This is a genomic window from Prosthecobacter sp. GW821-HT29F12 (assembly GCF_058803405.1).
The window spans coordinates 7,374,768-7,399,735 of record NZ_CM179517.1; the positions used below are offsets into that span (position 1 = coordinate 7,374,768).

General features: G+C 59.9%; 19 protein-coding genes, 1 tRNA gene and 1 riboswitch. Of the genes, 12 read left to right on the top strand and 8 right to left on the bottom strand.

What is annotated here, in order from left to right; translation table 11 throughout:
• Positions 1–224 precede the first annotated feature (224 nt).
• From AC3RLQ_RS30300 to AC3RLQ_RS30320, 5 genes are read left to right on the top strand one after another with little or no spacing between them, the layout of a single operon-like run.
• Positions 225–1,742 (top strand): sulfatase family protein, encoded by a 1,518-nt coding sequence (locus AC3RLQ_RS30300; RefSeq protein ID WP_493032672.1) that lies wholly within the window; start codon positions 225–227, stop codon positions 1,740–1,742.
• The gene (locus AC3RLQ_RS30305; protein WP_493032674.1) at positions 1,739–3,199 is read left to right on the top strand and encodes a sulfatase; all 1,461 of its coding nucleotides are present in this window, start codon (positions 1,739–1,741) and stop codon (positions 3,197–3,199) included. The genes AC3RLQ_RS30300 and AC3RLQ_RS30305 overlap by 4 nt, the downstream gene beginning before the upstream one ends.
• A gap of 2 nt (positions 3,200–3,201) precedes the next feature.
• Complete coding sequence (locus AC3RLQ_RS30310) at positions 3,202–4,830, top strand: hypothetical protein (protein WP_493032676.1); 1,629 nt, start codon at positions 3,202–3,204, stop codon at positions 4,828–4,830.
• Positions 4,831–4,874: 44 nt separating this feature from the next.
• On the top strand, positions 4,875–6,575 hold the full coding sequence (locus AC3RLQ_RS30315) for an FAD-dependent oxidoreductase (protein WP_493032678.1): 1,701 nt from the start codon (positions 4,875–4,877) through the stop codon (positions 6,573–6,575).
• 53 nt (positions 6,576–6,628) lie between these two features.
• Complete coding sequence (locus AC3RLQ_RS30320; protein ID WP_493032680.1) at positions 6,629–8,176, top strand: pyridoxal-phosphate dependent enzyme; 1,548 nt, start codon at positions 6,629–6,631, stop codon at positions 8,174–8,176.
• A gap of 371 nt (positions 8,177–8,547) precedes the next feature.
• On the opposite strand, the gene AC3RLQ_RS30325 is transcribed toward AC3RLQ_RS30320, so the two are convergent.
• The 4 genes from AC3RLQ_RS30325 to AC3RLQ_RS30340 all read right to left on the bottom strand — a co-directional run bounded on the left by AC3RLQ_RS30325 (position 8,548) and on the right by AC3RLQ_RS30340 (position 10,136).
• Positions 8,548–8,621 (bottom strand) — tRNA-Gly (locus AC3RLQ_RS30325).
• 62 nt (positions 8,622–8,683) lie between these two features.
• The gene (locus tag AC3RLQ_RS30330; RefSeq protein ID WP_493032682.1) at positions 8,684–9,139 is read right to left on the bottom strand and encodes a hypothetical protein; all 456 of its coding nucleotides are present in this window, start codon (positions 9,137–9,139) and stop codon (positions 8,684–8,686) included.
• A 240-nt stretch (positions 9,140–9,379) separates the two neighbouring features.
• The gene (locus tag AC3RLQ_RS30335; RefSeq protein WP_493032684.1) at positions 9,380–9,898 is read right to left on the bottom strand and encodes a PH domain-containing protein; all 519 of its coding nucleotides are present in this window, start codon (positions 9,896–9,898) and stop codon (positions 9,380–9,382) included.
• Between the two features lie 40 nt (positions 9,899–9,938).
• The gene (locus tag AC3RLQ_RS30340; protein WP_493032686.1) at positions 9,939–10,136 is read right to left on the bottom strand and encodes a hypothetical protein; all 198 of its coding nucleotides are present in this window, start codon (positions 10,134–10,136) and stop codon (positions 9,939–9,941) included.
• A 106-nt stretch (positions 10,137–10,242) separates the two neighbouring features.
• Positions 10,243–10,412, bottom strand: a riboswitch (cyclic di-AMP (ydaO/yuaA leader).
• 227 nt (positions 10,413–10,639) lie between these two features.
• On the opposite strand from AC3RLQ_RS30340, the gene AC3RLQ_RS30345 reads away from it, so the two are divergent.
• The 5 genes from AC3RLQ_RS30345 (at position 10,640) to AC3RLQ_RS30365 (ending at position 17,566) form a co-directional block, all read left to right on the top strand.
• A complete protein-coding gene (locus tag AC3RLQ_RS30345; RefSeq protein WP_493032688.1) occupies positions 10,640–11,770 on the top strand; it encodes a tetratricopeptide repeat protein in 1,131 nt (376 codons plus the stop codon).
• 164 nt (positions 11,771–11,934) lie between these two features.
• Positions 11,935–13,704: a polyprenyl synthetase family protein gene (locus AC3RLQ_RS30350; protein ID WP_493032690.1), complete on the top strand. Its 1,770-nt coding sequence runs from the start codon at positions 11,935–11,937 to the stop codon at positions 13,702–13,704.
• Positions 13,705–13,745: 41 nt separating this feature from the next.
• Positions 13,746–15,221, top strand: a complete 1,476-nt coding sequence (locus tag AC3RLQ_RS30355; protein WP_493032692.1) for a sulfatase — start codon at positions 13,746–13,748, stop codon at positions 15,219–15,221.
• A gap of 3 nt (positions 15,222–15,224) precedes the next feature.
• Positions 15,225–16,322: a sensor histidine kinase gene (locus tag AC3RLQ_RS30360; protein ID WP_493032694.1), complete on the top strand. Its 1,098-nt coding sequence runs from the start codon at positions 15,225–15,227 to the stop codon at positions 16,320–16,322.
• Positions 16,319–17,566 carry a sigma-54-dependent transcriptional regulator gene (locus AC3RLQ_RS30365; RefSeq protein WP_493032696.1) on the top strand — a complete coding sequence of 416 codons (1,248 nt, stop codon included), beginning with the start codon at positions 16,319–16,321 and terminating at the stop codon, positions 17,564–17,566. Before AC3RLQ_RS30360 ends, AC3RLQ_RS30365 begins: the two co-directional genes overlap by 4 nt.
• 111 nt (positions 17,567–17,677) lie before the next feature.
• Here AC3RLQ_RS30365 and ggt read toward each other — a convergent pair whose 3' ends face one another.
• Together ggt and AC3RLQ_RS30375 are read right to left on the bottom strand one after the other, a co-directional pair.
• A complete protein-coding gene (gene ggt, locus AC3RLQ_RS30370; protein WP_493032698.1) occupies positions 17,678–19,339 on the bottom strand; it encodes a gamma-glutamyltransferase in 1,662 nt (553 codons plus the stop codon).
• Between the two features lie 69 nt (positions 19,340–19,408).
• Positions 19,409–19,648 carry a PEP-CTERM sorting domain-containing protein gene (locus tag AC3RLQ_RS30375; protein WP_493032700.1) on the bottom strand — a complete coding sequence of 80 codons (240 nt, stop codon included), beginning with the start codon at positions 19,646–19,648 and terminating at the stop codon, positions 19,409–19,411.
• A 204-nt stretch (positions 19,649–19,852) separates the two neighbouring features.
• On the opposite strand from AC3RLQ_RS30375, the gene AC3RLQ_RS30380 reads away from it, so the two are divergent.
• Positions 19,853–21,175, top strand: coding sequence for a homoserine dehydrogenase (locus AC3RLQ_RS30380; protein WP_493032702.1), 1,323 nt, complete (start codon positions 19,853–19,855; stop codon positions 21,173–21,175).
• 76 nt (positions 21,176–21,251) lie between these two features.
• On the top strand, positions 21,252–22,289 hold the full coding sequence (gene lpxD, locus AC3RLQ_RS30385) for a UDP-3-O-(3-hydroxymyristoyl)glucosamine N-acyltransferase (RefSeq protein ID WP_493032704.1): 1,038 nt from the start codon (positions 21,252–21,254) through the stop codon (positions 22,287–22,289).
• Between the two features lie 626 nt (positions 22,290–22,915).
• Here lpxD and AC3RLQ_RS30390 read toward each other — a convergent pair.
• Both AC3RLQ_RS30390 and AC3RLQ_RS30395 read right to left on the bottom strand, forming a co-directional pair.
• A complete protein-coding gene (locus AC3RLQ_RS30390) occupies positions 22,916–23,662 on the bottom strand; it encodes a CAAX prenyl protease-related protein (RefSeq protein WP_493032706.1) in 747 nt (248 codons plus the stop codon).
• A 13-nt stretch (positions 23,663–23,675) separates the two neighbouring features.
• The gene (locus AC3RLQ_RS30395) at positions 23,676–24,965 is read right to left on the bottom strand and encodes an NAD(P)/FAD-dependent oxidoreductase (protein WP_493032708.1); all 1,290 of its coding nucleotides are present in this window, start codon (positions 24,963–24,965) and stop codon (positions 23,676–23,678) included.
• Between the last annotated feature and the right edge of the window lie 3 nt (positions 24,966–24,968).

A 24,968-nucleotide genomic window follows, 5' to 3' on the forward strand; every position in this document is an offset into this window, starting at 1 on the left:
TTAGCAGGGGTGAAACTGCCTGCAGTCGTCTCAGATCCCATGATGCTTCAGGCAAATGCCCCGGCAGGTATCTATGGCTGCGCAGACATAATCAAGTAGTTGAATGTGGAGTTCGCGGGGCAGACGAAAACCACCCACTGGAAGTAACATCCTCCATCAACATAAGCGGAAATTGCAGCGAAAGCCGATACGGACCTTCGTTAAAGGGCGTGATTTTTCCCCTTATGAGACCGCTTTGCTTGATTCTGCTGCTGTGCATGGCCATTCCGCTGTGGAGTGATACGCCCGCACGTAAACCAGACGTGTTGGTAATCCTGACGGATCAGTGGAGCCCGCGTTATCTTAGCTGGGAAAATCCACAGGTGCGCACACCGCATCTCGATCGCATCGCCGCAGAAGGCATGATCTTTGATCGCTGCTACACCACCTCTCCGATCTGCATGCCGGCCCGCGTCTCATTGCTCACAGGCTTGTATCCTCACAACAGCGGCCACGGCATCTGGAGCAATGCATTGAACTACCACGCGCCATCCGCAGAGGCCACCATGTTTCAAGACATCAAATCGGCCGGCTACACCACCGCCCAGATCGGCAAGACCCACTGGACCTCTGGCCCCAGTCTGCGTCAGGCCTTTCCCAAAGTAGAAGACTATCATCACGCGATTGGCCTGGATTACGTCTTCGATGTCTCCGGCCCGCCCGATTCCCCCACAGACCGCAGCCCATACGGCGCCTATCTGCGCAAACTCGGTCTTCTCGATCAAGTCGCTGAAGACATGCACGAACGCTACGTGAAATGGGAGTTTCAGCCCAGAGCAAGTCTGGTGCCACCGGAGCACTACCACGATGTCTTTGTGAGCCGTGAGGCGGCAGACTTCGTCGGCAAACAAGCAGCCAATCAACCTCTCTGCGTCGTGATGAGCCTGCACTCGCCGCATCCTCCTCTCGATGCCCCCGGCGAATACGCCACCATGTATGAAGCCGGAAAACTGACCCTGCCGCCCAACGTGCCCGAAACCTTCCGCCGCGAGATGCGCACCATCGGCCATCCCGAAGCACGCGAACTCCTCGCCAACTACCTCGGCAAAATCTCGCTCGCCGACGACTGCATCGGTCGCGTGGTCGCTGCATTTCAAAAACGCGGCACCTGGGATCGCACCCTGGTTTGTTTCACCGCAGATCACGGCGAAATGATGGGTGCGCAGGGGCAGCTGACCAAGGGCCGATTTTATGAAGAGTCCGTCCGCGTGCCTTTGGTCATCCGCTGGCCAGGCCAGGTCAAAACCGGCCACACAAAAGCACCCGTGCAGATGTTCGATGTCTATCCCACCATCGTCGAGGCCATCGGCGGCACTCTTTCACCTCGTCGCCAGGCTGTCTCCCTGCTGCCGGTGGCGACCGGCAAAACCAGCTCGGTTCGCAAGACCGCCATCAGCGAGATCGGTTCCCAGTCACCCCTGAACATGATGGCCACGGACGGCCGCTGGAAATGGTGGGCAGATGAAAAAGGCGAGTTCCTTTTCGATCTCGACACCGATCCCTTTGAAATGACCAACCTCGCCGCTGACCCCGAACATCTCAAAACACTCAATCAAATGCGCGAAAGCATGCTGCTGCACCTCCGCTCATCGCAGACCAACCTGTCCGAAGGCTACAAGTCCAAGGTGAAATGGCTGCGAGAAGCCGAAGAAAAACAAGGCGCAGCCAAAAACAAAAAATCACCCGCTGGAAAACTTCCATGAAATCTTTCTTCATCCTGCTGTTCATTTCTTTGGGCGCGCTGCACGCAAAGGAATTCAATGTCCTCTTCATCATGGCTGATGATCTTCGTGCCGAACTCGGCTGCTACGGCGCAAAGCACATCCACTCACCCAACATCGACAAGCTCGCCGCACGCGGAACCCTGTTTGAGCGCGCCTACTGCCAGGTCTCCGTTTGCAATCCATCGCGTTCCAGCCTGCTCGGCGGTGTGCGTCCAGACACCACGGGTGTCTTGGACAACCAGCACTTCCTTCGTCCTCAGCTGCCAGACATCGTCACACTGCCGCAACATTTTAAAAACAACGGCTGGCACTCTCTGTCGCTGGGCAAAATCTTCCATCACAGCGAGCGCGAGCCGGGAGATGATCCTCTGTCATGGAGCGAGCCTTCATGGTATCATGGCGTCCCGGATCGTAGCTGGTTCTCCAAAGAAACGGACGAGAAGCTGAAGGCCATCAAAAAGCTCCCTCCTGATAAACGACCCAAACTCGTGCGCGGCCCGCCATTTGAAGCAGCGAACGAACCCGACGAAGTTTACAGCGACGCCCACACCGCCGCCAAAGCCATCGAAACCCTCCAACGCCTCAAGTCCTCAGAGAAGCCATTCTTCCTCGGCGTCGGTTTTCACAAGCCCCATCTACCCTTCACCTGTCCTCAAAAATACTGGGACATGTATCCCGCAGACACCATCAAACTGCCCGACAACTACCAGCCGTCACCCGACGTGCCCGCCCCGGCTCTGCACAATTGGTACGAACTCCGCACCTACGGCGACGTACCTCCTGCTGGTGGAATACCCGATGATATGGCGCTCAATCTCATTCGCGGCTATCGCGCATGCACAAGCTTCGTCGATGCTCAAATCGGCCGCGTGCTTGATGAACTGGATCGTCTCGGCCTGCGCGAAAGCACCATCGTCGTCCTGCTTGGCGATCACGGTTATCATCTCGGTGAGAACGGCATCTTCACCAAGATGACGAACTTCGAGCTCTGCACACACGCGCCGCTCATCGTCAGCTCACCCGGTCAAAAGCCCGGCCAACGCACCCATGCCCTTGTGGAGTTTGTGGACATCTATCCCACCCTTGCCGAACTCTGCGGCCTCGAGCCACCTTCGCATCTCGAAGGCACCAGCTTTGCTCCACTGCTCGCCAATCCGGAGCAAAAGGGGAAAGCCGCCGCCTTCAGCCAGTATCTGCGCCCCGGCAAAGAGAAGCTCATGGGCCGCTCCATACGCACCGACCGCTGGCGCTACACCGAATGGACCAACATGAAGAATGAAGTCGTCGGCACCGAACTTTACGACGAACGCACCGATCCCCAGGAAAATCACAACCTCGCCAAAGACACCGCAAATGCTGCAACGGTTGCCGCAATGGCAAAGCATTTGCACGAGGGGCCAAAGAAGATGACCTCAGCCGCAGAGAAGTCTCAATGACCATGATCACCCGTCGGCAGTTCATTCACAGCGCAGGCCTGCTCGCCGCCGCTTCCCGGCTCCCCGCCGCGGACTCATCACGTGGTGCTCCGCGTATTCTCTACAGCAACGACACCACCAACATCACCTCCTGCATCAGCCCCTTTCACAAGGAGCGGGAACCCTTTCGCAAGGAGATGCTCGAAGCCACGGTGGATGAAGTGACAGGCCTCGTGGACGCACACCTCCTTCAGCCCGGCCTCGGCATGGTGCCCATGTGGCCCAGCAAGGTGCTCCCACTTGCGGAACATTACGCCTGGATCAAACAGCGCTACGGTCAGAAGCCCGATCCCTTCGGTCAGTTTGTGCTGGACGGCGGAGATATCGTTCAGGTCTTCATCGACCGCTGCCACCAGCGCCAGCAGGCTGCCTTCATCTCCCTCCGCATGAACGATGCGCATCACAAGGAGTTCAGCGATCCTGCACCCGGCGACAAACCCGGTGGCAGCATCGGCATGAGCGTCACGAAACATTACGTTGAGCATCCCGAATTCCGCCTCAAGCCCGGTTCCCTGCGCGGAGCCGACCTCATCCAAAACTGGGCCGTGCCCGAGGTGCGCGCGCAGAAGCTCGCACTCATTCGCGAGCTCTGTGAGAACTACGATATCGACGGCCTGGAGCTCGATTTCCTCCGCTTCTACGGCTACTTCCGCCTCGAAGAAACACCTCTGGATCAGCGCCGCTCCATCATGACCGGCTTCGTGCGCGATGTGCGTGCATTGCTGGATCAAACCACCCGCAATGGCAAGCACCGCTGGCTCTGTGCCCGCGTGCCCTGCCATCTGCCTGCACTGGACGTTCTCGGCCTCGATTTAAAATCACTCGTCGCCGCCGGACTCGACATGGTAAACGCCTCCGAGCATTACTTCACCACCCAGCAGCACGATCTCGCCGCAATCAGCGAGCAGACACGCGGAGCCACACTCTACTTCGAACTCTGCCACACCCTCTGGAAAGGAGACAAAGTTGCCAAAGGCTACGATGTCTTTCCTTTCCGTCGTGCCACCCGCGAGCACCTCCACACCTCCGCACACCTCGCCTATTCGCGTGGTGCAGATGGCATCAGCCTCTTCAATTTCGCCTACTATCGCCAGCACGGCCAGGGCGAAGGCCGCGGCGTCTTTGGCGAGCCACCGTTCGAAGCCCTGAAAGCTTTACGCGATCCGCAAACACTTGCACAGGAGCCGCAGCACTGGTTCATCGCCCAAGGCTGGCGCGCCCCCGGTATGAAACCGCTCCCCGTCCCGCGCAAAATCGAACCGGCCAAACCCGCCAAGTTCAACTTCGATCTCGCCCCACCCGCAGAAGGCTGGAAACAAGACGCACGCATCCGCATTCAATCAGACAAGCCCCTCGGCAGCAGCGAATGGTCCGCAATCTTCAACGACGAGCCGCTTGCCTCGACCACGGACGTGTCAGAACCTTTCCCCGTGCCTTATCCCTCACTGCTCGGCAAACACGACGAACTGCGCGCATGGACCATCCCCGCCAAACTCCTGCACGCACGCAAAAACAGCCTGGAGGTCACTCTGCGCACTGGCGAGCCGGTCTCAGTGGTCTTTGTTGATCTCGCCGTTGGTCAGTCAGTTTGACCAGCAAGGCAGGCCGCGTTCATTCGTCTGCTTTGGTACAACTCATGAAGTCGTTCCTGCTCGCCTGTGCCCTCTCCTCATCCCTTGCCTCTGCCGCTGTGGTGGAGTCCGATCTCTGCGTCTATGGCGGCACCAGCGGCGGCGTCGCAGCCGCCGTGCAGGCCGCACGCATGGGCAAGACAGTGGTCATTGCCGAGCCGGGCCGCCATCTCGGCGGCATGACCAGCGGCGGCCTCAGCGCCGTGGACATTGGCGATCCTCGCTCAGTCGGCGGCATCGCCCGCGAATACTTCACCAAGCTCGCCGCCACAGCCGGCGTCACACTCGCCTGGGACAAAGCCTTTGAAAGCAAAGCTGGCGGTCCCGCCACCGGCGGTGCCTATGCCATTGAGCCCCACAAAGCCGAGCAGGTCTTCAACGACATGACGCGTGATGCCGGTGTGAAAGTTCACCTCAAAGCGCGTCTGGCATCGGTAAAGAAAAGCGGCCTACACATCACCGAATTCATCACCGAAGACGGCACCATCTTTCGCGCCAAAGTCTTCATCGACGCCACCTACGAGGGCGATCTCATGGCAAAGTCCGGCGTGAACTACACCCTCATGCGCGAGGGCAATGCGAAATATGGCGAAACCTACAACGGCATTCACTACGTGGAAAAATTCATGCCGCACATCAACTACGCACAGCCTGGAGAAAGCGGACGTCTCAAAGGCGGCCAGGGCGTGTGGGATCGCGATTTCCCCCTCGATCCTTACGTCGTGAAGGGCGACCCAACGAGCGGCCTGCTGCCCCTCATTCAAGCCGGCGAACCCGGCACCCCCGGCGAGCCCGCCCCCGGCGTCCAGGCCTACTGCTTCCGCCTCTGCCTCACCACCAATCCGGCCAACATGATCCCCATCACGCCGCCTTCGGACTACGATCCCAAACGCTACGAGATCGTCGTCCGTTTCATCGCAGCCTGCCTCGCCAATGGCGATGCCATGGACCTCCGCTGGTTCTCAAAGCACGACGCACTGCCGAATGACAAATGGGACTTCAACACCGCGACCTTCGGCGGCAATCTCCCCGGCGCCTCACACGCATGGCCGGAGGCCTCCTACGCGCAGCGCGAGAAGATCGCGAAGCAGCACGAAGACTATCATCGCGGTCTGCTGCACTTCCTTGCCACCGATCCCCGCGTCCCCGGAAAGGTGCGCAAAGACATGCAGCGCTTCGGCCTGCCCAAGGACGAATTCACCGACAACGGCGGCTGGCCGCACCAGATCTACGTGCGCGAAGCCCGCCGCATGATCAGCGATCTCGTGCTCACCGAGCACCATACCTTCGGTCGCAAAAATGCACCCAAGCCCATCAGCCTCGGCAGTTATGGCACAGACACCCATGAAATCCGCCGCATCGTAAAAGACGGCGTCGTCACTCGCGAAGGCAAAACCGCCGGAGGTCGCGATGGCGCACCACCCTATGGCATCGGCTACGAGGCCATCGTCCCAAAGGAAAGCGAATGCGACAATCTCCTCGTCACCTTCGCCCTCAGCGCCAGTCACACCGCTTTCAGCAGCATCCGCATGGAGCCCGTGCTCATGTGCACCAGTCAGAGCGCCGCCACCGCAGCCTGCATCGCCATTGATGACAATATTCCCGTGCAGCAGGTGGACTACACCAAGCTCAAATCACGTCTTGAGCAGGACGGGCAGATCTTGGAATGGAGGCATCCAGTCTCCAAGAAAAAGGTCGCGCATTGAGATCACGAAACCTCTTGCTGATGCATGCGGGGCGGGAATGTATGCCGCCACGAATGGAACGCGAAAATTTGCCTTTGGATCGCCGCTTGCGGCAGGAAATCTTGTTTGCCCGGGAGCGGGTCTATCGCTTCGGCCAGCCCACACCCATGGAGCGTCTCATCCTGCCCGGCGCCGAGCCCGGCCCTGAGATCTGGGTGAAGCGCGAGGACCTCTCCCCCGTGAAATGCTACAAGTGGCGCGGCGCCTGCAATGCCATGACCGAGCTCACGCCCGAGCAGCGCGCCAAAGGCGTCGTCACTGCTTCTGCAGGAAATCACGCGCAGGGCGTGGCCCTTGCCGCCAAAACCCTCGGCATCCACGCACGCATCTACATGCCGCGCTCCACGCCCAAGGTGAAACAAAACGCCGTGCTCCACCACGGCGGCGAATTCGTCCGCATCATGCTCGCTGGCGACAGCTATGACGAAGCCGTCACCTCCGCACGCGAAGATGAACGCAGCAGCGGTGCCACCTACGTGCACGCCTACGATGACCTCAAAGTCATGGCAGGGCAGGGGACTCTGGCAGATGAGGTCGTGCTCTCTGGCCACGGCCCCTTCGACGCAGCCTACCTCCAAATCGGCGGCGGTGGCATGGCCTCGGCCGTTTCCTGCTGGCTCAAAACCTACTGGCCCAACATGGAAGCAGTCGGTGTCGAAGGCGTGGGTCAGGCCTCCATGAAAGCGGCACTCGCCGCAGAGAAGCCGGTCGAACTTCACGACCTCGACATCTTCTGCGATGGCACCGCCGTCCGCAAAGCCGGCACACTCCCCTTTGGCATCTGCCAGCAGTCTCTGGATCGAGTAGCCACCATCACCAATGCCGAAGTCAGCGCCGCCATCCGCGTGCTCTGGGAGACGCTGCGCTGCGTCTCAGAGCCATCCGGCGCCATGGGCCTCGCCGCCGTGCTGAAAGACCGCGCCGCACTCGCTGGAAAAAAAGTCCTCATCGTCATCACCGGTGCCAACATCGACTTCCTCCAGCTCGGCCTCATCGCACAGTCCGAAGGCTCCAGCAGCACCGCCTCACGCGCCCTGCGTGTGCGCATCCCCGAGCGTCCCGGCGCCATGCTGGCGCTGCTGGATTCCTGCTTCGAAGGCCTCAACATCGCCGACTTTCAATACGGACTGCATCGCACCGATGAGGCGTGGCCCGTCTTCACCGTCACATCGGAAAACTCCGAAAAGCTGGCAGCACTTCCCACACGATTGGACGCAGGCGGTTATGCCTGGGAAGACCTCACCGGAGCGGTGGACGTCGCCTTCCGCGCCATCCCCTTGCGCGGTGATCTCCTCACCCATCCTGTCTTCCTGCGCCTCGACTTCTATGAGCGCTCTGGCGCCCTGCACGACTTCCTCTCCCGCCTCATCCGCGATCGCGCCAGCCTCTGCTACTTCAATTACCGCCAGTCCGGCGAACGCATCGGCCGCGCCCTTATCGGACTCGATTTCCAAACCGCCGCAGCCCGCGCCGCCTTCCTCACCGAACTCCCCGAGCACGGCGAAGGCTACCGCTCCTGCAAGCCGGTGGACGACGCTGTGCTCGCGCGCATGACCGCTTAAAAAAGGCCAGTGCAGGTTTTGGTCAGATGATTTGACCAGCAACAACCACGGTCACTCAATGTCTTGGAAGCATGGGCTTCCCAGCCCTCGTTTCGCACGTACTGCTTGCCGTCTCGCTCCTTCACGCTGCAGAGCACCTTCTTCGATGGACCTCTCTCAAGACACAGCCCTTCTTGTGATCATCTCTCAAAGCACAACGGAAGTGTATCAGGGCAGCGCACAACTCTACTGCTGCCGAATAGCAAAACGATGCTGCGTGTTCACGCATGAAGCGCGCTGTTAAGAGGAGGCAAGACATAGGGATCACCTATGCCGGTGGGGGAGATCGAAAAATTAGGCACAGCCGCTCGAAACATGGCTTCGATGCTCGGTGGAGCGGGTGATCAGAATCGAACTGACGTATGATGCTTGGGAAGCACCTGCTCTACCATTGAGCTACACCCGCGACTCACTGGAGTCAGAGCGGGATTGTGGCTGGCAGCGGCAGCATTGTCAAATGCGCTCCGCTCAGATTGTCGGCGGCATCGGAGGCATCATCAGCGCCCGGTTCATGCCGCCCCGGCCATAACTGGCGGAGGGGACGGCCATAAAAGCATCTCGCTTCGAGGAATATTGCCGGTACAAGCGGCTGTAAGTGGTCGCGAGCCGCTGGTACAGCGCCTGATTTTCCGGTGTTTTGGCCAGCTTGCGCACACTGTGGCGCAGGTGGTTCATGGCCTGCGCCACACCCACATAACGCACATCAGGACCACCGGCCGGAGGAGTTGAATTCGTGGAGCCAAACCGCGCAATCACCTGGGTGTCCTTGCCCTTGGGACCGAGCAGGTCGCTGGCCATCGACTCCGTGCCAAAGTCATCATAGGCAAACGGCGGGCCGGGAATGGCGTTCAAGTTGGCGTCGCAGCCGACAAGAAAAAGAACACTGAAGCAGGCGAGCAGAGCAAAGAGCGGAAGCGCTTTCATGCGATCCTCATACCATAGTTGAAGCTGATTGCGAATGCTGGAACGTCAAAAGTAGGCAGTTGAAAAAGAGCCGGGCCGCCTGTGAGCCCACCGAGAAGAATGCTCCTCACGTCTTTGCCAACGCGTCAGCGTTCCGGAGGAGAGGGATCGTCCCGATCCCTCACGCATCCGCACCGCCCAGCGCAGCCCGCACATTTTTTCAGCACCTCAGGTGGTGCCAGTGTTGCCTCTGTAGGCGTGTCATGCATGGAGATGTGCTGTGACAGCACGTGCGAAAGCCTCAGGATCGTCAGGAGAAAGCACCGCCGTGCGGTTGTTCATGTGCACGATGACGGTACGGTTCTGATCTGTGACGTAGGCACGGAAATGCCCGAGCTGCCGGCTCCAATAGAAGCCCGTGAAGGAGAACATGCCACCGTTGCCACAGGTGCGGAAACTATGGCTCAGTGCCAGCGGCTCCACTTCGACGGAACGCATTTCAGCGAAGGGCAGCACCGTATTCCACCACAGGCGTTTGATGAGAATGCCGTCCTTCGTGAGCACATAACCGCGAATCATGAAGGGCAGTGCGCCCAGCGGTATCAGCAGCACGGCGGCGATGACGAGTCCGCGCGAAGGCAGCGCGGGCAGGCTGAGGAAGGGAGGCGTTTGCCGTCCGAGAGTGAGGACGATGGCAGCTCCAAGCGTCACCAGCGTCGTGAAAATGGAGATGATGAGCAGGGTGCGGTCCCAGGGGGCTTTGAAGTGATGATGTGTCATGAAGATTTCAGATTTGGAATGGAGTTTTGGGTGGTGCGGTTCATGCGAGGCGTGGGGCGCTTGCATGAGGCGCAGCGCTCAGGGCTTCCTCGAAATCGAGTTCTTCGGACTCGTGGTCCGGTTGATAAATCACGTGCATCCAGTCCAGCAGCAGGTCTGCTGGCGGCGGCTCCGTGCCTGGGACAGGTGGATTGACCACGCTCTCCGGCGGGGGGCTTGCATATTCTTTGAGGTTCATGCTTTGGGTCTCATTGGCCCCGGTGTGTGAACGGTTGCCCGTCCACGCGCAGGAGCGGTGGTTCTTGGGAGACCATGATTCCGGCGCACTCGCGACGGGCATAGGATCGCCCTTCCAATGTCGCCTGCGAGGTTAGCTGTCGGACTGGTCCTTGGAAGTGGACTGGTCGGTGGTTGCCCACCTTCCTTCGCCCCGCCCTGCGTCTTTCGACTCAGGGTGTTTGGGTCCCCCGCGCCACCACTCTGGAAGGAATGGCAGCTTCGGCTGCAATATTAGTTACGCACAAATGACGCATTTTGTCAAAACGTCGGCCCAAGATAAACGAAGGGCAGGGGCTTGACATGGGTGGCGGCTTTTTGAGTTTATCTCTGATGAAACCCATCCCTCGGCGCAGTGGCTGAGGTCGCCTGGCCTCCCGTGATTTGGGGTAGAAGCGCTCCCAATTTAAGGGGAGCCTGCATTTTGATGGTTGAGACGGCCCCGGCCAGACGTAATTTCGCTCCATGAAGCTTGCGTCCTCATCCCCCCTCCTTGCCGGCCTCCTCGTTGCTTTGCTGTTTGCTGCTTCCTCTCTCATGGCGCAGCAGACTCAGCGCATCGATGAAAAGGATCTGCGAGACTGGGCGGATCGCGGTGATGCCGATGCTCAGTTCGAGCTGGGACTGCGCATGCTCACGGGTGAAGGCTTGAAGAAAAATCTCGAAGAAGGCGTGAAGTCCGTCGAGAAGGCCGCCAAGCAGAAGCATCTGCGTGCGCAGCATGTTCTGGGCACTCTCTATGAAGATGGTGTCGGTGTGAAGAAGGATCTCGCCAAAGCGGCAGAATGGTACCGCAGCTCCGCTGAACTCGGCTTTGCCCTCTCACAGCACAGTCTGGCCGCCATGTATGAGGAAGGCAAAGGCGTGAAGAAAGACGTGGTCAAGGCGGCGGAGTGGTTCAAAAAAGCCGCCGATCAGGGAAATCCCCCTTCGCAAACCGCCTATGCTTCAAAGCTCGAACGCGGCGACGGCATTGACAAAAGCTCCGCCAAGGCAGCGCTTTGGTACCTCAAAGCCGCCCAGCAGGACTTCGTTCCCGCCATGACTCGCCTGGCCAATCTCTACTACAGCGGCCAGGGCCTGCCCGTGGATTACCGCCGTGCCGGAGCTTGGTATCGCCGTGCGGCCCGCTCCGAAGACCCTTGGGCTTCCAACAATCTCGCCTGGTTCCTGGCCACCTGCCCTGAGGACAATCTGCACAATGGCGAAAGCGCCGTCCTGCTCGCCCGGCGTGCCTTGAAGCTCGTTGCCGAAGTCGTCCAGAGCGATGAGCAGCCTTATGAAATGATCGACACGATGGCTGCTGCTCTTGCCCGCAACGGTGAATTCAAAGAAGCCGAGCTTTGGCAGAAGCGCTGCATCGCCCTGCTCAAGGAAGACAAAAACCTGCCCGACGAAGATCGTAAAAAACTGCAGGAGGAGTTCGACACCCGTCTCAAGCTCTACCAAAAGGCCACGCCATTCGCCGAGCCTGAGCCCAAAGGTGAAGAAGGTGCGGAGCCGCTCCCTCAGGACACCATTCTCCAGGATGAAGGCCTCCCCGAGACCAAGCCCAAGAAAAACATGCCCAAAAGTGGTCGTGGCACGGTGGTTTGAGGTTGGTTTTTGCCGCTGCTAAACGACATCTGCAGCCAGTTCGTATCCTCTCGCAGCGCAAGATTCGCACACATTAGCGCAATATCTGCAAGACTAAGCCCCTCTTACACGGTTAAACCGCCCACTCTTTTCATCCGGCATTCTGCCACTTTCCCCTTTCTCTCATGTCCGCTGCCGTCGTCCGTTCTGCCGCCCTTCCTCCGCCCATTCCCGGTCTGAACCGCCGTATCCGCCAGCCGAAGAAAAACATCCCGCAGACCAAGCAGGATCGTGATCAAATCCTCGGCTGGGTGCGCGCCTATGCCGAGGAACAGAAACTCGTCCCCCCGGTGCCGTTGGCAGATCTGCAGGACCACACGGATAAGATCGTCGCCATCCACGCCATCGACAAAATCCATCGTGATTACGTCGGCGTGCTTCTCGCCAACGAAACCTGGCGCGAATCCCTCGCCACCGTGCCGTTTGAAAAGCGTCTGCTGCTGATGCCGAAGTGCCTCCGGGTGGAAAGCAAATGCCCGGCCCCCTTTGATGAGTTCGGCCTGCTCTGCAAGCAGTGCGGCCTCTGCTCCATCCAGGATTTCCAAAACGAAGCGGAAAAACTCGGCTACGCCGTGCTCGTCGCCGAAGGCAGCGCCATCGTCATGTCCCTCATCCAGACGGGTAAGATCGAAGCCATTGTCGGCATTTCCTGCCTGCCCGTCCTTGAGCGCACCTTCCCCTACATCGAAGCCGCCGCCATTCCCGCCGTCGCCGTCCCCCTCCTTCAGGACGACTGCATTGACACCCTCGTTGATATCGACTGGGTCTGGGATTACATCCACCTCACCAGCGACGACAAAACCCGTCGCCTCAATCTGAACGCGCTGCATGACGAGGTAAAAACATGGTTCACCATCGAGTCCCTTAACGCGCTCATGGGCCCCTCCCGTGGCCATAGCGATGACATCGCCCGCGAGTGGCTCGCACGCGCCGGCAAACGCTGGCGTCCCTTCCTCACCGTCGCCGCCTATCAGGCCCTGCGCGAAGACCCCGAAGGCCCCATCTCAGACACTGTCAAGAAAGCCGCCATCGCCGTCGAAATCTTCCACAAGGCCTCCCTCGTTCACGACGACATCGAGGACGGCGACGCCGAACGCTACGGCGAAACCACCCTGCACACCGAGCACGGCATCCCCGTGGCTCTCAACATCGGTGACCTTCTCATCGGTGAAGGCTACCGCCTCCTCGCCGACAACGATGCCGCCGCCCACATTCGCAGCGCCTCCATCCTCGTCGCCGCCGAAGGCCAGCGCGAACTCTGCATCGGTCAGGGCGCCGAACTCCTCTGGACACGTCATCCCGTTGCCCTCAGCAGCACGCAGGTGCTTGAAATCTTCCGCAGCAAAACCGCTCCCGCCTTCGAGGTCGCCCTCAAAGTCGGTGCCGCTCTCGCCGGCCAGCTCGATGAATGCGCTGATGTGCTTCACGCCTACAGCGAAAATCTTGGCATCGCCTACCAGATCCGCGATGACCTCGACGATCTCGGCGAAGACTCCGCCGCCGACAACGAATGGAACATGCGCCCCAGCATCGTCCTCTCACTCCTGCGCGAGAAAGGTAAAGGCGAGGTCAAAGACCAAATGGAAGCCCTCTGGAACGGCATCGCCAAAACCAAGCCTGACAACGCCACCATCCGAGACTGGGCCCTCGACAGCGGCGCTCACGAGAAGGCCATGACCCTTCTCGAAAGCTACAAGGAAGCCGCCATCCGCTCCCTTCAGGAAGTCGAACTCCCCAACCTCAAAGGCCTCCTCCGCCGCGTCATCGGCAAGATCTTCAACGAACTTGAGATCAAAGGCTGGTGCCGCGAATTCGAGCAGAAAAATCTCAATCCCGAACTCCGCGCCGAAGCCGCCAAAGCCGCCGAACATCTCGTTCCAAACGTGGCCCCTTAACGCTGCTATTTTCATCGGCCGAGCTTCGTTTGAAGCCGACCATGAAGTTGCTCAGTCTCTGCTCCGTATTCCTGTTCGCTGCCGCCGTCCACGCCGCCGACTCACGCCCCAACGTCCTCTTCATCGCCATCGATGATCAAAACGACTGGATCGGCTGCCTCGGCGGCCATCCGCAGGTGAAGACGCCTGCCATCGACGCCTTGGCAAAACGTGGCACTCTCTTCGCCAGCGCCCACTGCCAGGCCCCCTTGTGCAATCCCTCGCGTAGCTCCCTGCTCACCGGCCTCCGCCCCTCCAGCACCGGCATCTACGGTCTCGCTCCCGGCATTCGTGAAGTGGAGCAAACCAAGACTCACATCACCCTCCCGCAAACCTTCACGCAGGCCGGTTATTTCACCTTCAACAGCGGCAAAATCTACCACGACGGCTCCATGCGTGGTGGCGATCAAAAAGCCGAGTTCACCGAATGGGGCAATCGCGGCCCCATGCCGAAACCCAAAACCCCCATCGCCAATCTCCCCGGCCCGGACCGCCATCCCGCCATGGACTGGGGCGTTTTCCCCGAGAAGGACGAAGACAACGCCGACTGGAAAATCGCCGACTCCGCCATTGATGCACTGAAGCGCGCCCCTGCCGACAAACCCTTCTTCATCGCCGCTGGTTTCCGCCTCCCTCACGTCCCATGCTTCGCCTCGCAGAAGTGGTTTGATCTCTATCCCGACGCCACTCTCCAGATGCCCCCGGTCAAAGAAGATGACCGCGCCGACCTCCCCAAGTTCGCCGACTTCCTCCACTGGAAGCTCCCCGAGCCACGCCTCAGCACCCTGCGCAAATACAACGAATGGCGCCCGCTCGTCCGCGCCTACCTCGCCTGCGTCAGCTTCATGGACAGCCAGGTCGGCCGCCTCATGCACGAGCTCGAAGCCACCGGCCGCTTGGACAACACCATCATCGTCCTCTGGGGCGACCACGGCTGGCATCTCGGCGAAAAACTCATGACCGGCAAAAACACCCTCTGGGAGCGCAGCACCCGCGTCCCCCTCATCTTCGCCGGCCCCGGCATCAAGCCCGGTCAGGTTTGCACCAGCCCCGTCGAACTCCTCGACATCTTCCCATCCCTCCTCGCCCTCGCCAAACTGCCCGCCCGCCCCGACCTCGAAGGCCACAGCCTCATGCCCCAGTTCCAAGACGCCAGCGCACCCCGCGAGTGGCCCGCCATCACTACCCACAATCAGGGCAATCACACCATCCGCACTCAAGACTGGCGCTACATCCGCTACGCCGATGGCAGCGAAGAGCTCTACGATATGAAGAACGATCCCAACGAGTGGACCAATCTCGCCAAGGATCCTCAGCACATCGCCAAAAAAACCGAACTCGCCAAGTGGCTGCCCAAGATCGACAAAGCTCCCGTCCCCGGCAGCAAGAGCCGCATCCTCACCTACGACCCCGCCACAGGCGAAGCCATCTGGGAAGACAAGCCGATTGATAAAAGCGCTCCTCTGCCGGAACCGTAGGCAGTGTCCGCCTCTCCCCACAAGCTCCGCCTCACCCTCGGCCTCGGCTTTCTCGCCTTCATCATCGCGGGATCTCTGCTGCTCCTCGCGTGGCTGCGTCAGCGCGAGCGCGAGGAGTCCAACCACCTCTTCCAGGCCCTAGCCCAGGCCGATGCCGAATTTGTCCGCCGCATGAATCTCCCGCGCAGCGGCAAACTCGCGCAGGATCTGGAGCAATTGCTTGGCATGCAGATCGAGTTTCGCCCTGCAGGCACAGCTCCCGCAAACACCGAAGACCGTCTCACCATCCGCCTGGATGAAAAGAACGACATGATCTTCACCCGCACTCCCGTGGTGTCGTCACTGTCTCTGCGCGATCCCGCCACACTCAATGCCTTCATCGCCTTCTGGCTCATCTCCGGCCTCATGGGCTGGCTCCTCGTCCGCGAGCGCCTCAAGCGCGCCCAATCCGAGCGCCTCGCCATGCTCGGGCGCGTGGCCACCAGCCTCGCCCACGACATCAAAAACCCGCTCGCCTCCATTCAGCTTCACGCGCAGTTGATGACCCCGCAGAATGAGGAAGACGCCCAGGCCATCAAGCTCATCGAAAACGAATCCGAAGTCATCGCCGGTCTCGTGAACCAGTGGCTCCACCTCGCAAATCCGCTCCCACCCAAACTCACCAAGCTCGATCTCACCGACTGCATTCGCGGCGTCGCCAGAAACATCGAGGCTCAGGCCCGCCATGCCGGCGTTGAAGTCGAAATCAATCTGCCCTCTCCCATCTGGATCATGGGCGATTCCCAGCGCCTCGCCCAGGCCGTGCGAAACCTCATGATCAATGCCATCCAGGCCATGCCTCGCGGTGGCATGCTCATTGTCAGCGGCCAGTCCGCCGAGTCAGGGTTCGAGCTTCGCTTCGCCGACTCCGGCACCGGCTTTTCCGAACTCGCGCTGGCACAAGGCACCGAACTCTTCTTTACCGAAAAAGAAGGCGGCATGGGCGTCGGCTTGAACATCGTCTCCAGCGTCATCACCGCACACGGCGGCAGCTTGAAATTGCAAAATGACCCCAAGGGCGGAGCAGTGATCATCGTGCTGCTCCCCTTGCTTCCCGCATGACTCCCTCCATCCTCATCATCGAAGACGAATACGCCCTCGCCGCAGCACTCTCCACCGTGGTGCGCCGTCTGGATGCCACGCCCGTCGTGGCCGCTTCAGGGCAGGGCGGGATCGACAAACTCGCGGCGCAATCCTTCGCTCTCATCATTCTCGATGTCGGCCTGCCGGACATGAGCGGCCTGAAGGTGTTGGAGAAAATCCAGTCTCTCCCACAGCCGCCCCCGGTGATGATCATCACCGCCCACGGCACGCTGGACACCGCCCTTGAGGCAAAGCGTCTCGGCGCTCGCGAGTATTTCCTCAAGCCGCTCAATCTCGCCGACATCCAGCGGGCCATCCGCGAAGTCTTCGCACCAGCGAAAACCGAGCAGCGCGCAGACACCACCATGATCGGCAACAGCGAGCCCATGCAGCGCGCGTTCGCCGTCATCGCCCAGGCCAGCGGCAATGACGCGCCCGTCCTCCTGCAAGGCCCCCCCGGCAGCGGCAAGAGTCTCGCCGCCCAGGTCATTCATCGCCACAGTGCTCGCTCTGAAAAACCACTCATCATATTCCGTGCCGATGAATGGCCCGAAGATCGTGCCGAAGCCGCGCTGGATCAAGCCATCGCCAGAGCAGGGGATGGCGTGCTCTTTCTCGATGAAATCAGCGCGTGGTCAAAGCCCCTCCAGGCGGCACTCATGCATCGCCTCAGTTCAGGCATGATCAAAGCGCGCCTCTTCAGCGCATCCAGTCAGGAGGCCGCACCACACCTGCGTGAAGACTTGTTCTACGCGCTCGCGGTCCTTCAGGTCCTGCTGCCTCCGTTGCGCGAGCGCACCTCCGACATCCCGGCTTTGGCAGTCTCCTTTCTCGGCGGTCAGGTGCTCTCCGCAGAGGCTCTCGCCGCGCTCAAAGCCCACACCTGGTCGGGCAATGTGCGCGAACTAAAAACCGCCATGGCGCACGCCGCCGCCGTCTGCAGCGGCGGCACCATTTTGCCCCATCACCTGCCTGCCAGCATCGTGAAGACCGAGGAATCCAATCACCTCGAAGAAACGATGAAACGTGCCATCTCCGCCTGGCTGGATCAAAAGACCACTGGCACCGATGAAATGATGCCAGCGTATGATGCCCTGCTCGAAACCGTGGAGGCCACCATGCTGGACACCCTGCTCAAGCGCTTCGACGGCAAGCCCACCCGCCTCGCCACCGCCATGAAAATGAACCGCGCCACCCTGCGCCGGAAACTCCGCGAAGAGTAAACACCCTTTTCGCCTTTGCCCCAAGACATAGCAAAACCAGCCCACGTTTTGTCGTCCCGCCTTCAGGCGGTTCCGGACGAACGTTCACAAAGCTGAAACAGGTATTCACACTCACTTCCCATCCGCCTTCCCCGGCACTCGCGGATCATTCGCAGGAAAAAAGAGCTTCTTGTCCGCATCAAAATAGATCGCCTGACACGCCCCAAACCCCTCGGACTCCGCCAGCTTATGCCCCAGCGCTTTCATTCGCGTCAGCGTGCCCTCTCCAAACGCCTTCTCAATCTTCAGCTCGTCCGGATTCCACTGGTGGTGAAATCTCGGCTCCGCCAGCGCCTCCGCCGGCAGCATCCCGTCATCAATGATGTGCGTCTGCAGCAGCAGCGCCTGTGTGATGATGGTAGGTCCACCCGCCGCTCCAGTCACGATCACCGGCTTCCCATCCTTCAGCACAATCGTGGGGCTCATGCTTGAAAGCGGGCGCTTGCCCGGTGCCACCGCATTGGCCTCCGCTCCCACCAGCTTGAAGGCATTCGGAACTCCAGGCTGCACCGCAAAGTCATCCATCTCATCATTCATGAGCACCCCCGTCCCCGGAATCACCACCTTGCTGCCAAAGCCGGTGTTGATCGTCTGATTCAGCGCCACCCAGTTGCCTTCAGCGTCCGCCGTGCAGAGAAACGTGGTGTGCTTGCCAAAAACATCTCCCTCCCAGTGCGGCGGCATGTTGTGCCCTGAAACAGCGGTGGCGTGATCCAGATCAATCTTCTTCGCCAGCTCCGCCGCATAAGCAGGATCCACCAGACCCTTCGGCACCGGCGCAAAGTCCGGATCCCCCAGCCAGTAGGCACGATCCGCAAACGCCAGCTTCATCGCCTCCGTGATCACATGAATCCGGCTGCTCGCTCGGAAGTGGCGGATCGGAAAATGCTCCAAAATGTTGAGGATCTGCGCCACATGCACCCCTCCCGAACTCGGCGGCGGCATCGTGATCAGATCGTAGCCACGATACTTCGATCGGATCGCCGCCCGCTCAGGCGCCTGATAGTCGGCAAAATCTTGCGCCGTCATGAGCCCGCCATTGGCCGCCATCCATTCGCCAGTCTTTTGCGCAAATTCACCGCCATAGAACCATTCGATCCCGTTCTCCGCCACAGACCGGTAAGTTTGTGCGAGGTCGCTTTGGACCAGCAGCTGGCCTTTCTCCAGCGGCTTGCCATCCTTGAGGAAGATGGCGGCGGAGGAAGGAAACTTCGCGAGTTTGGCCGCCGTCGCCGCCAGCTTGCGCGCATACACCGCATCAATCTCGAACCCCTTTTCCGCAATGTCGGCGGCTGGCAGCAGCACATCGGCCAGCTTGAGCTTTCCATGCTTCGCTTGCGCAGCAGCACAGGCTTTCAAATATCCCGGCACTCCGGAGGCCAGCGCCCCCGTTTTGCTGGCTTCATCGTCCAGTTTGCCGTTGATCACATACATGTCGCGGCTTGCCTTGGCCGGCGCCATTTCTCGGCCATCGATGCACGTCACCGTGCCATCTGCCGCATGAATGACAAAGAAGCAGCCACCACCAATGCCGGAGTTGTGCCCATCCACCACGCCCAGCGTCAGTCCCGCTGCAATGGCCGCATCAATGGCATTCCCACCCTTTTCAAACGCCTGCTGGCCCGCCTCAGTCGCCAGTGGGTGCACCGTCGCTATGGCGTGTTTCGGGAAGGCTGCATCTGCGGCAAACAGTGCCGGGTGGGCTAGCAGGACAAGGGCGGCCAGTACTTTCATACCACGGATGCTAGTCGCGGCAGCGGATGCGTCGAATCAAAACGGCCGCCCAAATCAGATGGGATCGCTTCAGGACTGCGCACTGCGCTTCCAGCTCAGCCAAGCGTGGCGGTAGGTGAAAGCCATGGCCATGATTCCTGCAAATAGAAGCAATGCCCGGCTGGGCTCTGGCACCGCGATCACACTGCTCATGGCAGCTCCAGACACTGTGAGATCCAGCGTGCCAGCCTTGTCAGGTTCCGTCGCCCCCACAGCCATGGCGGCAGCTATGCTGCAAGCTAACCAGTAACTAAAGGAACGGAAGGACATGAATTTAAAATAATCTTTATCAGGTCTTCCCCGGTTCAAACAAGGTTTTTTTGTTCCAAAATTGATGCACAAATCTCAATTTCAGTTCCTTGCTCGGTATTGACTAAGTTATTTGCCGAGTTTCTCAATAACTGCCTTCTCGCTTGCGAGTTCCCTGTGCCTCCGCCATGACTACGGCCCCCCAATTCCGGCATCTTATCCATCATGTCCAACGTCAGTACTCCGCGTGTCATCAACATAGGCTTGGCCGGTTTAGGCAATGTGGGGGCTGGAGTGTTCAAGAATCTCCAAAAGAATCGCTCCCTGATCGGTCAGCGCATCGGTGCCGAACTTCAAGTCTCCAAAATAGCCGTCCGTGATCTCTCCCGTCCGCGGGATGTTGAGGTGCCTGCCGAATTGCTCACCACAGACTGGAAGGTGCTCATCAATGATCCTGCCATTCCTGTGATCGTTGAACTCATCGGTGGCACCACCACTGCCTACGATCTGGTGGCCGCTGCCCTGCGTGCCAAAAAGATCGTCGTCACCGGAAACAAGGCCCTGCTCGCAGAGCGCGGAAAGGAATTGTTCGCCCTGGCCGAGGAATGCGGCGTGCCGATTTACTTTGAGGCGGCTGTCGCAGGTGGGATTCCCATCATTCAGGTCTTGCAGGAAGGGCTGGTGGGAAATCACATCCGCTCCATCCATGGCATCATCAACGGCACCTGCAATTACATCCTCACCCGCATGTCCCAGGCTGGCCTCAGCTATGCTGATGCTCTGCAGGAGGCTCAGGACAAGGGTTATGCCGAGGCAGACCCCACCCTCGATGTCAGTGGCTGGGATGCCGCTCACAAGGCCATCATTCTCGCTTCCCTGAGCTACGGATTCTGGATTCCACAGGACAAGGTCCATGTGGAAGGCGTGGACCGCGTGAACATCACCGATTTCCGCTTCGCCGAACGTCTTGGCTACACCATCAAGCTGCTCTCGGTCATCCGTGCGGATGAGAACGGCCTCGTCGAGGTGCGCACGCAGCCATCTCTGGTGCCGCTGTCTCACGTCCTCGCCAATGTCAGCGGTGCCTTCAATGCGGTGCTCGTGAACGGCGACGTGGTCGGCGAAACCCTCTTCTATGGACGCGGTGCCGGTCAGGACCCGACCAGCAGCAGCGTCATCAGCGATCTCTGCGAAGCCGCCGCCGTTTTGATGCACGGAGCCCGCCACAGCGGCTTTGTGCCGCATGGCCTCTACGGCAAATCCAAACCCGTGGATGATACCGTCTCACATTACTATCTGCGGCTGACGGTTGATGACGTTCCGGGGGTGCTGGCTCAGGTCGCCACAGCACTTGGCGAGCGTGGGATTGGCATTTCTTCCATGATCCAGCCGGAGGATCTCGAAGACACCAGCGGAGAAACATCACTCGTGCTCATGATTCACGATGCACGTCTGGGAGACATGAAGTCGGCTCTCGCCGCCATCAGTCAGCTCAAGTGTGTGCGTGGTGAGCCGAGCTGGATGCGCGTGGAAACTTTGCAGGGCTAGTGATTCGATCGGCAAATCTAACGCCGGTCAAAAATGGGCGTGGAATGCAGCTCTAAAAAATGAGAAGATACGTTTCATGAAAATCGCCCTCTCCAATCTCGCAACTCTTGTTGGGGGGACTGTATTGTGCGGTGATCCCGACGGGCAGATCACAGGTTTTGCATCCTTGAAAGAAGCCATTCCCGGCGATCTGAGTTTCTTTCACGACCCGCGCTACAACGAGCGGCTGGTGAACACGAAGGCCAGCGCCATCCTCGTGCCCCTCGGCTGGAAGGAGTTTCCACCCAACGCCTCCTGCATCGAAGTCTCTGACCCTTCACGCTGCTTCGAGAAGATCGTGGAAACCTATGGCTTCCAGCCCGCCCCCTTTGCACCCGGAGTCCATCCGTCCGCTGTGGTCGCAGAAGGTGTCAAATTTGATCCCGCGCATGTGTGCATTGGGCCCAATGCCGTCATCGAATCGGGGGTGGAGCTCGCAGATGAGGTGGAGGTCGGCCCCGGTTGTTTTGTCGGCCGCAATGTCATCATCGGCAAAGGATCCCGCCTCCATGCAAATTCCACCGTGCATGCCGAATGCGTCCTCGGAGAAAATGTGTTTCTTCACTCCGGTGCCGTCATCGGTGCCGATGGGTTCGGTTATGAATTTGGTAACGGACGCCATCGCAAAGTGCGTCAGGCAGGCATCGTCCAAATCGACAGCGACGTGGAGATCGGCGCTGGCAGCACGATCGATCGCGCACGCTTTGGCCGCACCTGGATCGGGGAGGGCACCAAGATCGACAACCTCGTGCAGATCGGCCACAACGTCGTCATCGGCAAACACTGCATCGTCGTTGCCTGCACCGCCATTGCCGGCAGTGCGGTCATTGGGGATTATGTGGTGATCGCCGCCCAGGTGGGCATCGCCGGGCATGTGCATGTGGGCTCGCAGAGCACCTTGGCCGCACGCTGCGGTGTCACCCGTGACCTGCCCGGCGGGCAGACCTATCTCGGCTTTCCAGCCATCCCCGTGGGCGAAGAAAAGCGCCGTCTGGCCGGCATCAATCGCCTGCCCCAGTTGGTGGCACGGGTGAAGGAACTCGCCGCCCAGATTGCCGGCGGCAAGTCTGCCTGATCACCCCGGGCACCTCATTCAAAAGCCTGTCAAAAAAGCTTGGGCCCACCGCGCTTGATCAGTCCCCTCTGAGCAGGCGCACAATCTCTGCCACTTCGCTCCACGACATCGCAAATCCAGCGTACGTTTTGTAGTCCCGCCTTCAGGCGGTTCCGGACGAACGTCCACAAAATAACGTCACTCATGCACCAGTTAAACTTGGGTTCTGATTTCAGTTGGTTCCGCACTTTTCAGTAGTGCAGCCCAACGCAACGCTCTGCCCTGGCAGTGGCGTGCTCACACTCTCTCTGCTCCCTCTGCATCTCTGCGGCAAAATCGAACGTCTCATCGACCGCGAAACAAAATGTCGCCGAGGCGAGGCACTGGACGCGCGCTCACACACTTCACTTCCGCAGCACACCAGCCCCAACGGGGCTGCGTAGTTCAGCCCAGGGTCAGCCGAGCCTCAGCGAGGCGACCCTGGGTCCTGCACCAACCCTCCGGAAAGCAAACCCAAGACTCCGCCGCGTCCCATGCTCACCAGCAGCGTCTGCAATTCGCTCCGCCGCACGACCTCCCACGACATTCAAGTCTCCCACCACTTCCTAATATCAACCTATCGCCTTACCGGCTTTCCACCCAACCGCTCACCAAAAACCCCACTGCTGCGTCTTCATCACATACAGCCCCAGCGCCAGGTTCCCCACCGCGTGCATGAACACACACGCCCCCAGGCTCTTCGTGCGCACTGCCACAAAATAAACCAGCGCGCCCCACACGAACGCTCCCAGATAATCCTCCGTGTTGTGAATCAGCATCACCGCCAGCGTCACAATCCAAAACACCTTCCACCGGTGTGTGCCAAAAGGAACGCGCTCAAACCGCTCGTCCTCCGTCAGCAGATAGCGCATCAAAAACCCACGCCAGAACAGCTCCTCCACAAACGGCACCACCAGCACCATGCGTGCAAAACGCATGCCCACCACCAGACTGAACCACAGCGGTGACCCCTGCGCGATCATCGGATCAAACCCCTCCTGGCGCTCCGCAAGTCCCAGCCACTTCCACCACGCCGCCGGCTCATGCCCTTGCTGGATCAAGCTCTCACGCAGTACCGACGGCGCCCCCCACACGGCAATTCCAACCAGCCCCAGTATGAATGCCAGCCCCAGACCCCGCCACGGTCTGAACGTGTAGTGCTGCCGAAACCACACCAGCACCAGCGCGCAGAGCACCGTTTGCAGCGGATAGGCCCAGTGCTCCGGCGCACGCACATGCCAGGGCAGTTCGGAATTTTCGATGCGAAACAGCCCGGGCAAACCGTTCAGCAGTGTGAACAGCAGCAGGGGCAGCACGTAAGCTGCTAGGTTGGAGGCGCGCAGGCGTGCAAGCATCAGGTTGGGCAGTTTAAGGCAGCGCCAGATCCTTCGCACGGTCATTGTTCAGCAGCCACTTGGAGCAGCCCTTCAAATACATCCGGTTCCAGATGGAGAGCGTGCCTGCACCCGTCGCCATCAGCGCGATCACTCGGTTCGAAATGTACTCCATCATGTTGCTGAATCGGCCGGGATGATCCGCCTTGAGCTGCGTGCCGCGTTCATAAAAAGCCACGATGCGGCCATCGTAGAAATACTCGATCAACTCATGCCACGCCTCGTGCCAGGCACGCTGGCGTTGCTCATAGCGTCCGAGTTCCTTGGCCAGCCGCTCCGGTGAATCGAGCAGCTTCTCGCCATGCTTGGCAAACATCGCGCTCAGAGACTCCGCAGAGTCGAGCGCCAGAAACACCCCGGGCGAAAGCATCGGATCCACAAACCCAAACGCATCTCCTGCCGACACCCAGCCCGGCCCCTGCGCACGGTCTGAAATGAGCTGATAATTGGTGTAGGTGTAAACATCCGTCACGCGCTCTCGGTGGGCCGTCAGCGGTGAAAGCACCGGATCAGTCGCCAGCACTCGATCCAACCGTTCCTCACCATTGGCGCCAAACTCCGGCAGCGCCTTGGGATTCATCACAATGCCGAAGCTCAGTTTGTCCGGCAGCGGAATCCGCCAGCTCCAGCCCCACGGGTGGTACATGATCGCGATCTGCCCCGGCTCATACGGATGTTCGATCCCGGTGAAGTGCGCAAAGTGCGCCGTATCCCGGCGCTGCCCGGTGGCCGCCTTGATGCCCAGCAGCTTCGCTGAGGTTCGCGCCCGCCCGCTGCAGTCAATGATCAGATCCGGCTTCGCTCCGCCGCTGTAACCACCGGCCTCCAGCGCCGCCGCATCCAGCTCCAGCTCAGGCATGCCACCCGGATGCGCCACCAGTCCGGCTCGATGTTTCACAAACTTCACGCCCAGCTCCTTGGCGTAATTTTTCAACACATCGTCAAAACCTGGGCGCGGCACATTGTACGCATACGGCGGCAGGCGGCCCTCCACGGACCGGAAATTGAAATTCATGCGCGTGCCCAGATGATGCAAAAAGCTCGCACCCGGCTTGAACTGCGAGATCGCTGCGACCCGGTCTTCAATGCCCATTCGTTGCAGAATCGCCACGATCGCGGGAATCAGCGACTCGCCCACCAGCAGCGCCGGACGTTTTTCATCATCATAGACCAGCGTTTGGATGCCTTGTCGGGCCAGCATCGCTGCGAGTGCGCTGCCGGCAGGTCCGGCTCCGAGAATGGCAATGCGTGGGGATTGGCTCATGAG

Coding starts and splice junctions, on each gene's coding strand:
- AC3RLQ_RS30335 (WP_493032684.1), bottom strand. CDS start 9,898: ATGACACATCATCACTTCAAAGCCCCCTGGGACCGCACCCTGCTCATC.
- AC3RLQ_RS30300 (WP_493032672.1), top strand. CDS start 225: ATGAGACCGCTTTGCTTGATTCTGCTGCTGTGCATGGCCATTCCGCTG.
- AC3RLQ_RS30365 (WP_493032696.1), top strand. CDS start 16,319: ATGACTCCCTCCATCCTCATCATCGAAGACGAATACGCCCTCGCCGCA.
- AC3RLQ_RS30390 (WP_493032706.1), bottom strand. CDS start 23,662: ATGCTTGCACGCCTGCGCGCCTCCAACCTAGCAGCTTACGTGCTGCCC.
- AC3RLQ_RS30345 (WP_493032688.1), top strand. CDS start 10,640: ATGAAGCTTGCGTCCTCATCCCCCCTCCTTGCCGGCCTCCTCGTTGCT.
- AC3RLQ_RS30310 (WP_493032676.1), top strand. CDS start 3,202: ATGATCACCCGTCGGCAGTTCATTCACAGCGCAGGCCTGCTCGCCGCC.
- AC3RLQ_RS30350 (WP_493032690.1), top strand. CDS start 11,935: ATGTCCGCTGCCGTCGTCCGTTCTGCCGCCCTTCCTCCGCCCATTCCC.
- AC3RLQ_RS30340 (WP_493032686.1), bottom strand. CDS start 10,136: ATGAACCTCAAAGAATATGCAAGCCCCCCGCCGGAGAGCGTGGTCAAT.
- ggt (WP_493032698.1), bottom strand. CDS start 19,339: ATGAAAGTACTGGCCGCCCTTGTCCTGCTAGCCCACCCGGCACTGTTT.
- AC3RLQ_RS30330 (WP_493032682.1), bottom strand. CDS start 9,139: ATGAAAGCGCTTCCGCTCTTTGCTCTGCTCGCCTGCTTCAGTGTTCTT.
- AC3RLQ_RS30375 (WP_493032700.1), bottom strand. CDS start 19,648: ATGTCCTTCCGTTCCTTTAGTTACTGGTTAGCTTGCAGCATAGCTGCC.
- AC3RLQ_RS30395 (WP_493032708.1), bottom strand. CDS start 24,965: ATGAGCCAATCCCCACGCATTGCCATTCTCGGAGCCGGACCTGCCGGC.
- AC3RLQ_RS30355 (WP_493032692.1), top strand. CDS start 13,746: ATGAAGTTGCTCAGTCTCTGCTCCGTATTCCTGTTCGCTGCCGCCGTC.
- AC3RLQ_RS30380 (WP_493032702.1), top strand. CDS start 19,853: ATGTCCAACGTCAGTACTCCGCGTGTCATCAACATAGGCTTGGCCGGT.
- AC3RLQ_RS30320 (WP_493032680.1), top strand. CDS start 6,629: ATGGAACGCGAAAATTTGCCTTTGGATCGCCGCTTGCGGCAGGAAATC.
- lpxD (WP_493032704.1), top strand. CDS start 21,252: ATGAAAATCGCCCTCTCCAATCTCGCAACTCTTGTTGGGGGGACTGTA.
- AC3RLQ_RS30305 (WP_493032674.1), top strand. CDS start 1,739: ATGAAATCTTTCTTCATCCTGCTGTTCATTTCTTTGGGCGCGCTGCAC.
- AC3RLQ_RS30315 (WP_493032678.1), top strand. CDS start 4,875: ATGAAGTCGTTCCTGCTCGCCTGTGCCCTCTCCTCATCCCTTGCCTCT.